Origin of the sequence: Streptomyces poriferorum (assembly GCF_019399235.1) — a bacterium.
Lineage (GTDB): Bacteria > Actinomycetota > Actinomycetes > Streptomycetales > Streptomycetaceae > Streptomyces > Streptomyces poriferorum.
The window spans coordinates 1-11093 of sequence record NZ_JAELVH010000229.1 but is presented as its reverse complement, the minus strand read 5'-3'; the positions used below and the strand labels follow the sequence as shown (position 1 = coordinate 11093).

The following is an 11093-nucleotide window of genomic DNA, read 5'->3' as shown; positions in this document are numbered from 1 at the left end:
CGAAGAGCGCCGCAGGACCGCGAAGGGGCACGACGAAGAGCGCCACAGGACGGCAGACGGGGCACGACGAAGAGCGCCGCAGGACGGCAGACGGGGCACGACGAAGAGCGCCGCAGGACCGCGAAGGTACACGGCGAAGAGCGCCGCAAGGGCGTTACGGGCAGCGCGCCCCTACGCCGGGTCGCCCGTCGCTATGCGGAGCTCGAAGTGGGCACCCGTCTCGGACACAGCGGCCCCGGGGGTGGGGAACTGGTCGATGATCTGGTCCTCCGCGTACGCGTTCCCCGGCACCTTGATCTGCTTGATCGTCCAGCCGGCCGCGTCCGCACACGCACGCGCCGAGAGGATGTCCTTGTAGAGGAAGCTCGGGGCGTCGACCTTGTTCGGGTCGTCGATGTTCTCGGTCGCGTCCGTGCAGTCCTCGGCGTCCATCGTCCGGTTCCGCTCCGGATCCTTGTGCTCGCCGCCCGGGGACTCGCTCGACGAGGCCTCGGTGCCCCCCTTGCCCGAGTCGTCGTCCTTGTTCAGCGTGATCGCCGTGATCAGGCCGCCGATCGCGATCAGGGCGACCACGATCGAGCCCACGATCACCGGCATGTTCCGCTTGGAGCCGCCGCCCGAGGACGACGTGGCGTGTGTCTGCGGCGAGACCGTGTACGGCGCCGGGGTCTGCTGCTGCATCGGCGACATCGCCGCCGGCGTCTGGTACGCCGGAGCCGACTGCGGATAGCCGTAGCTGGGCGCCGGGGTCGGTGCGCCGTAGGGGCCGGGCTGCTGCTGCGACTGGTACGGGCCCGGCTGGTACGGCGTCTGCACGTTCTGCGGCGCGGGGGTGGACTGGTCGACCGGGGGGAAGACCGCCGAACCGACACCCGAGCCGCTGTTCGCCGGTGCGCCCGCACCGCTGACGATCACGGGGGCGCCGGTCTGGCCGCTCGCGCTCAGCACGCGTGCGATCTCGTCCTGCATCGCGGCGGCGCTCGGGAAGCGCTCGTTCGGGTTCTTCTTCAGGGCGCGGGCGACGAGGGCGTCCATGGCCGGGGTGATCGACCGGTTGATCGTGGACGGGGCGATCGGCTCCTCCTGCACATGCGCGTACGCGATGGCGAGCGGGGAGTCCGCGTCGAACGGGATGCGGCCGGTCAGCAGCTGGAACAGCATGATGCCGACCGAGTACAGGTCGGAGCGGGCGTCCACGCCACGGCCCAGGGCCTGTTCGGGAGAGAGGTACTGTGGGGTGCCGACGACCATGCCGGTCTGCGTCATCGACGTGACGCCCGACTGCATGGCGCGGGCGATGCCGAAGTCCATGACCTTCACGACACCGCGCTTGGTCACCATCACGTTGCCTGGCTTGATGTCGCGGTGGACCAGCCCCATTTCGTGGCTGGTGTCCAGCGCGGCCAGCACGTCGGCCGTCACCTTGAGGGCCTTGTCGGCGGGCATCGCACCGTAGTTGCGGATGTCCGTCTGGAGGACGGAGCCGAGCGGCTGCCCCTCGACGTACTCCATGACGATGTACGGCATCAGCGCGCCGCCGAGCTCGTCCTCGCCGGTGTCGAAGACGGAGACGATGTTGGTGTGCTGCAGCTTGGCGACCGCCTGCGCCTCGCGCCGGAACCGCTCGCGGAAGGACTGCTCGCGACCGAGCTCCGTGTGGAGGGTCTTGATCGCTACCTGACGGTCGAGCGCGGAGTCGTACGCCAGATATACGGAGGCCATCCCGCCTTCGCCCAGCAGGTCACGCAGCTGGTAGCGGCCGCCGGCGACCGAACCGCCCGCGTAGCGACCCTGGGCACCGTGTGCGCCGTCCTGGCTCATGACTTGCTTCCCCCTAGGGCGCGCGACCGCGCGAAGATCCGTATTACTGGCCAAGTCTGCCCGAGGGGTACGACACGTCAAGCCAGGTGCCCGTTCCGTGACCCTACGCACTGGAAGCGTCTCGGAAGCGTTACAGGAACCGCATGGAATTTGCGCAGGGAGCGCACCAGCCGGTTTGATGGCCCGTCCCTCTCGAAAACGGTGTGTCCGACAGAGGCTGTAGCGTGACGTGGCAATGCGGCCGACAATGCGGTCGGCAACGCAGCAAGGCACCGTGAGAACCCGCGGACGCGCGGACAGAAACGACGGCGAGGACTGATGGCACCCGAACCCGAAGCAAACGGCGGCGGAGTTCCGGATGGCACCGACTCCTGGGGCGTCGGTGGTGTCGTCGGCGACGGACGCTACCGGCTGACCGGCCGCCTCGGCCGGGGCGGTATGGCCGAGGTCTTCGCGGCCGAGGACGTCCGGCTGGGACGTACCGTCGCGGTGAAACTGCTGCGCTCCGATCTTGCCGAGGACCCGGTCTCCAAGGCCCGGTTCACGCGCGAGGCGCAGTCGGTCGCCGGTCTCAACCACCATGCGGTCGTGGCGGTGTACGACTCCGGCGAGGACACCGTCGCCGGACAGACCGTCCCGTACATCGTCATGGAGCTGGTCGAGGGCCGCACCATCCGTGACCTGCTCCTCAACGCCGAAGCGCCGCCTCCCGAGCAGGCGTTGATCATCGTCTCCGGGGTGCTGGAGGCGCTCGCCTACTCGCACCAGCACGGAATCGTGCACCGGGACATCAAGCCCGCCAACGTGATCATCACGCACTCCGGCGCGGTCAAGGTGATGGACTTCGGCATCGCCCGTGCGCTGCACGGCGCGCAGTCGACGATGACCCAGACCGGCATGGTCATGGGAACGCCGCAGTACCTCTCCCCCGAGCAGGCGCTGGGCAAGGCCGTCGACCACCGCTCCGACCTGTACGCCACCGGCTGTCTGCTGTACGAACTCCTCGCGCTGCGTCCCCCGTTCACCGGCGAGACGCCGCTCTCGGTGGTGTACCAGCACGTTCAGGACATTCCGGTTCCGCCGTCGGAGGTCTCGAACGGGTCGGTGCCGCCGGAGCTCGACGGGCTCGTCATGCGCTCGCTCGCGAAGGATCCTGACGACCGGTTCCAGAGCGCCGAGGAGATGCGCGGGCTGGTCCAGTACAGCCTTCAGATGCTCCAGGTGCAGGGCGGTCACACCGGTACGTGGAACACCGGCCCGGTCGTGCTGAACGACGGCCCCGGCACTCCGCCCCGGGGGATGACCGGCTCCACCCGTGCGATGGGCTACCAGCAGCACGGGGACACCTCGCAGGGCCCGATCCTGCCGCCCATGAACCCGGACGACGGCGGCTACGACGGCGGCAGCACCCGGCAGGGCGGCGGCGGCCGCGGCAAGCTGTGGCTGTTCGTCGTGCTCGCCCTGATCGCGATCGGTGTGGGTGTCGCCTTCGCGGTCAACGCGGCGAAGGACAAGGGCGAGAAGCCCAAGGCGCCGGTCACCTCGACGTCCAGTTCGCCTTCTCCGGAGGAGACATCGGCCAAGCCGACCGAGGAGGAGACGACGCAGGACACCGAGCAGCCGGGCAGCTCCACGGGTGACCAGCAGCAACAGCCCACGTACACCCCGTCGTACACCCCGTCCTACACCCCGAGCGAGACGGCCGATCCGACGCCCACGAACACGGCGCCGACCGAGACGGCCACGTCGGGCACGAGCGAGGGCAACACGGACGAGGGCACGGACGCCGGGACGGACGCGGGAGCGGACGCGGGAGCGGACGCGGGCACCAGCACGGGGGCGGACGGCGGCACCAGCACCGGAGCGGACGCCGGCACCAGCACCGGCACGGACGCCGGAGGCGCCGCCGCCGGAACCAGCGCCGGAGCCGCCGCGGGCAACACCGGGACGACCGCCGGGTAACGCTCACTCCGTGAACGCGTCGCGCACCGCCTCGTACTCACGGGTCCACCAGACCGCCAGGGCCGACACCGCAGGGAACTGCGGGTCGGCCCTGCGGTCGTTCAGGCAGTAGCGCCAGTGCAGTATCCAGAAGTCGTTGAGCCGCTCCCACCACACCCGGTGCACCGCGGCGGCCAGCTCGTGCGCCCCGGCCCCCGCCGCCCGCCGGTAGGCGCGCGCGTACGCCCGGACCTTCCCCAGCTCCAGCTTCCCGGCCGGCTGCACGAAGAAGATCGCCGCGGCCCGTACCGCCTCCTCCGCACGCGGCTGCACCCCGAGCCGGTCCCAGTCGAGGATCGCGACCGGCTCGGCGCCCCGGTAGAGCACGTTCAGCGGGTGGAAGTCGCCGTGGACCCAGCCGGTCGCCGGCCCGTCCGGGGTGGGCGGGCGGCGGTCCGCGTGCTGTTCCAGCAGGGTGCGCCGCTCCAGGAGCCGGTGCTCGGCCAGTTCGTCGAAGGCGTCCCGGGGCCGCCGGCCACGCGCCGCGGCCAGTAACTCGTCGATCACCGCGAAGGTGGCGGCCGGATCGGGGCTCGCGTGGCCGGACCGCGCCCCGGCCACCGAGCCCTCGCCCATCACCTGCTCAAGACCTGTGTGTACGGCTCCGAGCAGCGCCCCGAGACGCAGCGACTGGGCGAGGGTGAGCTGGGCTCCGGCCCGGTGCAGTCCGTCGACCCAGGGGTGCAGGGCGTAGCAGCGGCCGCCGATCTCGGTGACGGTGTCGCCTTCGCTGTCGACGACGGGCGGTGCGACGGGCACTCCGAGCGACTGGAGCCGTTGGGTGGCCCGGTGCTGGCGGACGATCGTGGCGCGGTCGCCGGTGGAGTCGTCCAGGTGGTGCTTGAGGAAGTACGAGCCGCGCGTCGTTGACACCCGGTAGCCGTGGTTGAGTAAGCCCTGGTCAAGGGGTTCACAGGTGAGCGGATCACCGGCGTCCGGATAGCGGCGCAGCACCTCGCCGACCGGAGGAACAGGTGGGAAGGTTACAGATGAGCGCGACACCCGACAGATGTTAGATCACGCTGCGTTGACGGATCTGCGGAGTTGCGTGGAAGCCCAGAGTGTGCACAGTGACGAAGTGCGGGTCGAGCCGGAGATAGGCCGGAGCGAAGGGCTCCCCGTTGACGTCGACGGGCGCGGGGCCGAAGAGCTCGCGCTGGGCGCAGGTCGGCTCGATGATCTGCGCGGGCCCGGTGAACTGCACGGACCACAGGTCGCTGCTGCCCGCCGAGGTGGCGGCGTTGTGGTTGTCGGCTCCATACGCCACGACCGCGCCGTCGCAGGCGTCGTGGTAGCCCAGGCCGCCGTGCATGCGCAGCACGACGCGGCCGTCGGTGACGATGTGCCGGGCCACCGTCAGGATCGGGAGGGCTCGCATACTCGTCGCCAGCCGGCCGTACGGGACGCGGCCGAGCAGCTGGATCGCGTGGAGTTCCTCGGAGGACATGCCCTCCACTGTCCGCCACCTGTGTGGCCGGAATAAGAGGCCGGGGCCCCGGGTGACCGGGACCAAAGTCCCGAACCAGGGCGCCACGGGCGCGTCGCTCAGCGCTTCTCGGCCTGGAGCCGCGCCACGTACGCGGCGGCCTGCGAGCGTCGTTCCATGCCCAGCTTGGACAGCAGGCTGGAGACGTAGTTCTTGATCGTCTTCTCGGCGAGGTGGAGCCGCTCGCCGATCACCCGGTTCGTCAGACCCTCCCCGATGAGATCCAGGATCTTTCGTTCCTGTTCGGTGAGAGCGGCGAGTTTGTCGTCGTCGCGGCCCTTCTTGCCGTCGCGCAGCCGTTCCAGCACCCGCGCCGTGGCCACCGGGTCGAGCAGCGACTTCCCGGCCGCCACGTCCCGTACCGCGCTCAGCAGTTCATTGCCGCGGATCGCCTTGAGGACATATCCGGCCGCGCCCGCCATGATCGCGTCGAAGAGTGCCTCGTCGTCCGCGTACGAGGTCAGCATCAGGCAGTTGATGGACTCGTCCCGGGAGCGGATCTCGCGGCAGACCTCCACCCCGCTGCCGTCCGGCAGTCGTACGTCGAGGACGGCCACATCGGGGCGGGTCGCGGGGATCCGTACCAGCGCGTCCGCCGCCGTACCGGCCTCGCCGACCACTTCGATGTCGTCCTCGGACGAGAGCAGCTCATGGACTCCGCGGCGGACGACTTCATGGTCATCCAGCAGAAAAACAGTGATTTTTCCTTCTTTGCGCACAAACGCAGTCTCACACACTCCCCCCTTCCCTGCCGCTGTCCGGCGGGATAACGTGCCGTTGTTCCGGCGGCCTGCAAGGCTGTTACCAGTGCTGTGACCAGGGAGAGTTCCCGAATTCCTCGATTTACTTGGATATCCAAGCAAAATCGCAGGTCAGGAAGGGTTTCGCAGTTATGCGACCCACTGGGTAACGTGCATTGGACAGGGCGCTCGCCGGGGCACCTGTCACGCCTGTTCCCGGACCGAGCGGCACACACCCCGTGCACGGGTACGGACACAGGCGAGCCGCACTGGTCACCCGGCAGACCCCGGGGGCCGGACCGACGGAGGAGCACGCACGTGACCGTGGAGAGCACTGCTGCCGCGCGTAAACCGCGACGCAGCAGCAAGCGGACCAGCGCCGCGAAGACGCCCGCGAAGACGCCACAGAGTTCCGGACCCGAACTCGTACAGCTGCTGACGCCCGAGGGCGAGCGCATCGAGCACCCGGACTACTCGATCGACCTGACCGCGGAGGAGCTGCGCGGTCTGTACCGGGACATGGTCCTGACCCGTCGCTTCGACGCCGAGGCCACCGCGCTGCAGCGCCAGGGCGAGCTGGGCCTGTGGGCCTCGCTGCTGGGCCAGGAGGCCGCGCAGATCGGCTCCGGCCGGGCACTGCGCGACGACGACTACGTCTTCCCGACCTACCGCGAGCACGGTGTCGCCTGGTGCCGCGGCGTCGACCCGACCAACCTGCTCGGGATGTTCCGCGGTGTGAACCACGGCGGCTGGGACCCGAACACCAACAACTTCCACCTGTACACGATCGTCATCGGCTCGCAGACCCTGCACGCCACCGGCTACGCCATGGGCGTGGCCAAGGACGGCGCGGACTCGGCCGTGATCGCGTACTTCGGCGACGGCGCCTCCAGCCAGGGCGATGTCGCCGAGGCGTTCACCTTCTCCGCGGTCTACAACGCGCCCGTCGTGTTCTTCTGCCAGAACAACCAGTGGGCGATCTCCGAGCCCACCGAGAAGCAGACCCGGGTCCCGCTCTACCAGCGCGCCCAGGGCTTCGGCTTCCCCGGCGTCCGGGTCGACGGCAACGACGTGCTGGCCTGCCTCGCCGTCACCCGCTCCGCCCTGGAGCGCGCCCGCCGCGGCGAGGGGCCCACCCTCGTCGAGGCGTTCACCTACCGCATGGGCGCGCACACCACCTCCGACGACCCGACGAAGTACCGGGCCGACGAGGAGCGCGCCTCCTGGGAGGCCAAGGACCCGATCCTGCGCCTGCGCACCTACCTGGAGAACGAGGGCGTCGCCGACGAGGCGTACTTCACCGCCCTCGACGAGGAGAGCGAGACCCTCGGCAAGCGGGTACGCGAAGCGGTACGGTCCATGCCGCAACCGGACCGGATGGCGATCTTCGAGCACGCCTACGCCGATGGGAGCGCCCTCGTCGACGAGGAGCGCGCCCAGTTCGCCGCCTACCAGGCATCGTTCGCCGAGGAGGGCAAGTAGCCATGGCCATGGAAAAGATGTCCATCGCGAAGGCGCTCAACGAGTCGCTGCGCAAGGCCCTCGACACCGACCCCAAGACCCTGATCATGGGTGAGGACGTCGGCAAGCTGGGCGGGGTCTTCCGGATCACGGACGGACTCCAGAAGGACTTCGGCGAGGACCGGGTGATCGACACCCCGCTCGCCGAGTCCGGCATCGTCGGTACGGCGATCGGCCTGGCCCTGCGCGGCTACCGGCCCATCGTGGAGATCCAGTTCGACGGCTTCGTCTTCCCCGCGTACGACCAGATCGTCACGCAGCTCGCGAAGATGCACGCCCGCTCGCTCGGCAAGATCAAGCTGCCGGTCGTCGTGCGGATTCCGTACGGCGGCGGCATCGGCGCCGTGGAGCACCACAGCGAGTCGCCCGAGGCACTGTTCGCGCACGTCGCGGGCCTGAAGGTCGTCTCGCCCTCCAACGCGTCCGACGCGTACTGGATGATGCAGCAGGCCGTCCAGAGCGACGACCCGGTCATCTTCTTCGAGCCGAAGCGCCGCTACTGGGACAAGGGCGAGGTCGACACCGAGTCGATCCCGGGCGGGCTGCACCGGGCCTCCGTCGCCCGCACCGGCACGGACCTCACGCTCGTCGCGTACGGCCCGATGGTGAAGGTCTGCCTGGAGGCCGCCGCGGCCGCCCAGGAGGAGGGCAAGTCGATCGAGGTCGTGGACCTGCGCTCGATGTCCCCGATCGACTTCGACGCCATCCAGGCCTCGGTCGAGAAGACCCGCCGGCTGGTCGTGGTCCACGAGGCGCCGGTGTTCTACGGCTCCGGCGCGGAGATCGCCGCTCGCATCACGGAGCGGTGCTTCTACCACCTGGAGGCACCCGTGCTGAGGGTCGGCGGCTACCACGTCCCCTACCCGCCCGCGCGGCTGGAGGACGAGTACCTGCCGGGTCTCGACCGTGTGCTCGACGCCGTCGACCGCTCGCTGGCGTACTGAGGACGGGGACGTGACAACGATGACCGACACTTCCAACGCTGTTCGCTTCCGTGAGTTCAAGATGCCCGACGTGGGCGAGGGACTGACCGAGGCCGAGATCCTCAAGTGGTTCGTCCAGCCCGGCGACACCGTCACCGACGGCCAGGTCGTCTGCGAGGTCGAGACGGCCAAGGCCGCCGTGGAGCTGCCGATCCCGTTCGACGGTGTGGTGCACGAGCTGCGCTTCCCCGAGGGCACGACCGTCGACGTCGGCCAGGTGATCATCGCGGTGGACGTCGCGCCGGGTTCAGGTGACGACGCCCCCGTGGCGGCCGAGCCGGCGCCCGAGCCTGTCGCGGAGCCCGCGGAGCCGAAGGGCCGTACGCCCGTCCTGGTGGGCTACGGCGTCGCCGAGTCCTCCACCAAGCGGCGTGCCCGCAAGGGCACGGAGGCGGCCCCCGCGGCGGCCTCCGCCGCGATCCAGGGTGAGATGAACGGCCACGGCACCGGCGCGGCCGTCGCCGAGGCCCGTCCGCTTGCCAAGCCGCCGGTCCGCAAGCTGGCCAAGGACCTGGGCATCGACCTGGCCACGGTCACCCCGACCGGCGACGGCGGCGTCATCACCCGCGAGGACGTCCACGCGGCGGCGACGCCGGCGCCCGCTCCGGCGGCGCCGGTGCAAACGGAGGCCCCGGCCCCCGTTGCGGCTCCCGCACCAGTGGCGGCAGGCGCGCGCGAGACCCGTATCCCCGTCAAGGGCGTACGGAAGGCCATCGCGCAGGCGATGGTCGGCAGCGCGTTCACGGCGCCGCACGTCACGGAGTTCGTGACCGTCGACGTGACGCGCACGATGAAGCTCGTGGCGGAGCTCAAGGAGGACAAGGACATGGCCGGGGTGCGGGTCAACCCGCTCCTGATCATCGCCAAGGCCCTCCTCGTCGCGATCAAGCGGAACCCCGAGGTCAACGCCGCCTGGGACGAGGCGAACCAGGAGATCGTGCAGAAGCACTACGTCAACCTGGGCATCGCCGCCGCTACCCCGCGCGGACTCATCGTCCCGAACATCAAGGACGCGCACGACCAGACGCTGCCGCAACTGGCCGCGTCCCTGGGCGAGCTGGTCTCCACGGCCCGCGAGGGCAAGACGTCACCCGCCGCGATGGCGGGCGGCACGGTGACCATCACCAACGTCGGCGTCTTCGGCGTCGACACGGGCACGCCGATCCTTAACCCGGGCGAGTCCGCGATCCTCGCGGTCGGCGCGATCAAGCTCCAGCCCTGGGTCCACAAGGGCAAGGTGAAGCCCCGCCAGGTGACCACCCTCGCCCTCTCGTTCGACCACCGCCTGGTGGACGGCGAGCTCGGCTCCAAGGTCCTCGCGGACGTCGCCGCGATCCTCGAGCAGCCGAAGCGGCTGATCACCTGGGGGTAGTGACCCCGGTGGTACGTGTATGAGGTGGGCCCGCGAGACGTTCGCGCGGGCCCACCGTCATGTGTGCGCGCCCAGCGAGGTGAGGCGCGCCATCTCCTCCTCGGAGAGCCGCAGTGCGCCGGCCGCCACGTTCTGCGCGAGGTGGTCCGGGTCGCTCGTCCCGGGGATCGCGAGGACGTGCCGCCCCTGCTGCAAGGTCCAGGCCAGCCGGACCTGCGGGATCGAAACCCCGTGCGCGCGGGCGACGGCACACACCTCCGCCTCGTTGTCACCGACCGCAGGCCCCGCCTCCCGTCCGGGCCCGGCGATGGCGAAGAACGGGACGAACGCGATGCCGAGTTCACCGCAGTGCCGAAGGAGGGCCCGCTCCTCGCTCGGCGCCCCGATTCCGTAGGGATTCTGGACGCAGACGACCGGGGCGATGTCCCGGGCCTCGGCCAGTTGGGCTGACGTGACGTTGGAGACGCCGAGGTGGCGGATCAGCCCGGCCTCGCGCAGTTCGGCCAGCGCGCCGAAGTGCTCGCCGATCGAGCCGGTCCGACCGCTCGGCGGTACACGGAGGTTGACCACGTCGAGATGATCGCGGCCGAGTTGGCGAAGGTTCTCCTCGACCTGGGCGCGCAACTGCGCCGGCTCGGCCCACCACCACGCGCCCGAGGGGTCGCGGCCGGGCCAGACCTTGGTGGTGATGACCAGATCCTCCGGGTAGGGCGCCAGCGCCTTAGCAGTCCGCGTGGGGTTGAGACCAGAGTTGCGAGTGATGTGGGTGCTCCCCGGCCGCACGGTGAGTTCGGCGAAGACCGTCTTGCCGACGGTGCGCGGCTCGACGCCCCAGCGGTCGGCGAGCTGGGCGACGATGAGGAGCCCGCGCCCGTAGCAGTCGTCGGCGCCCGCCTCGCGCAGTCCGGGGAGTCGTTCCCCGCGGGGGTCGCTGACCTCGATGCGGAAGGTGGTGGCGGTGAGGCTGAGGTGGACCCGGAAGAGCCGGCCCCGCATGCTGCCGTGCAGTAAGGCGTTGGTCGCCAACTCGCTGACCAGGAGCGCGGCTTCACCCGCGTGGTGAGGGTGCCCCCACTCGGCGACCAGGCGGGCGGTCCGCCGGCGGGCGAGGGTCACGCTGCGGGCGGTGGGGGTGTAGTCGAGGCGGTCCTCGTGGAGCGGGGGTTGGG

Annotated in this window: 9 protein-coding genes and 1 pseudogene; 4 read left to right on the top strand and 6 right to left on the bottom strand. The window is 70.2% G+C overall.

Annotated elements, in window-relative coordinates:
* Positions 1 to 171 precede the first annotated feature (171 nt).
* Positions 172 to 1821 carry a protein kinase domain-containing protein gene (locus tag JGS39_RS29995; RefSeq protein WP_219572842.1) on the bottom strand — a complete coding sequence of 550 codons (1650 nt, stop codon included), beginning with the start codon at positions 1819 to 1821 and terminating at the stop codon, positions 172 to 174.
* Positions 1822 to 2139: 318 nt separating this feature from the next.
* On the opposite strand from JGS39_RS29995, the gene JGS39_RS29990 reads away from it, so the two are divergent.
* Entirely contained in the window at positions 2140 to 3783 is a 1644-nt protein-coding gene (locus JGS39_RS29990; protein ID WP_219572841.1) for a protein kinase domain-containing protein, read from the top strand.
* 3 nt (positions 3784 to 3786) lie between these two features.
* Here the strand turns inward: JGS39_RS29990 and JGS39_RS29985 are convergent, their stop codons facing one another.
* The 3 genes from JGS39_RS29985 to JGS39_RS29975 all read right to left on the bottom strand — a co-directional run bounded on the left by JGS39_RS29985 (position 3787) and on the right by JGS39_RS29975 (position 6027).
* Positions 3787 to 4776, bottom strand: coding sequence for a phosphotransferase enzyme family protein (locus tag JGS39_RS29985; RefSeq protein WP_219572843.1), 990 nt, complete (start codon positions 4774 to 4776; stop codon positions 3787 to 3789).
* 58 nt (positions 4777 to 4834) lie between these two features.
* Positions 4835 to 5269: a pyridoxamine 5'-phosphate oxidase family protein gene (locus tag JGS39_RS29980; protein WP_219572840.1), complete on the bottom strand. Its 435-nt coding sequence runs from the start codon at positions 5267 to 5269 to the stop codon at positions 4835 to 4837.
* Between the two features lie 98 nt (positions 5270 to 5367).
* Positions 5368 to 6027 (bottom strand): response regulator, encoded by a 660-nt coding sequence (locus tag JGS39_RS29975; RefSeq protein ID WP_219572839.1) that lies wholly within the window; start codon positions 6025 to 6027, stop codon positions 5368 to 5370.
* Positions 6028 to 6366: 339 nt separating this feature from the next.
* Between JGS39_RS29975 and pdhA the strand changes: the two genes are divergently transcribed.
* From pdhA to JGS39_RS29960, 3 genes are read left to right on the top strand one after another with little or no spacing between them, the layout of a single operon-like run.
* Entirely contained in the window at positions 6367 to 7530 is a 1164-nt protein-coding gene (pdhA, locus tag JGS39_RS29970; RefSeq protein ID WP_219572838.1) for a pyruvate dehydrogenase (acetyl-transferring) E1 component subunit alpha, read from the top strand.
* Between the two features lie 2 nt (positions 7531 to 7532).
* Positions 7533 to 8513: an alpha-ketoacid dehydrogenase subunit beta gene (locus JGS39_RS29965; protein ID WP_219572837.1), complete on the top strand. Its 981-nt coding sequence runs from the start codon at positions 7533 to 7535 to the stop codon at positions 8511 to 8513.
* Between the two features lie 10 nt (positions 8514 to 8523).
* Entirely contained in the window at positions 8524 to 9924 is a 1401-nt protein-coding gene (locus JGS39_RS29960; protein WP_219572836.1) for a dihydrolipoamide acetyltransferase family protein, read from the top strand.
* A 57-nt stretch (positions 9925 to 9981) separates the two neighbouring features.
* On the opposite strand, the gene JGS39_RS29955 is transcribed toward JGS39_RS29960, so the two are convergent.
* Complete coding sequence (locus tag JGS39_RS29955) at positions 9982 to 10782, bottom strand: aldo/keto reductase (RefSeq protein ID WP_372456178.1); 801 nt, start codon at positions 10780 to 10782, stop codon at positions 9982 to 9984.
* Positions 10783 to 11040 (bottom strand): annotated as a pseudogene (locus JGS39_RS41995) (ATP-binding protein); the annotation flags it as partial. It lies immediately after the preceding gene.
* Positions 11041 to 11093 lie beyond the last annotated feature (53 nt).

Excerpts from the sequence above, each read along its gene's own strand:
- JGS39_RS29995 (WP_219572842.1), bottom strand. The coding sequence starts at position 1,821 with ATGAGCCAGGACGGCGCACACGGTGCCCAGGGTCGCTACGCGGGCGGT.
- JGS39_RS29965 (WP_219572837.1), top strand. The coding sequence starts at position 7,533 with ATGGCCATGGAAAAGATGTCCATCGCGAAGGCGCTCAACGAGTCGCTG.
- JGS39_RS29980 (WP_219572840.1), bottom strand. The coding sequence starts at position 5,269 with ATGTCCTCCGAGGAACTCCACGCGATCCAGCTGCTCGGCCGCGTCCCG.
- JGS39_RS29990 (WP_219572841.1), top strand. The coding sequence starts at position 2,140 with ATGGCACCCGAACCCGAAGCAAACGGCGGCGGAGTTCCGGATGGCACC.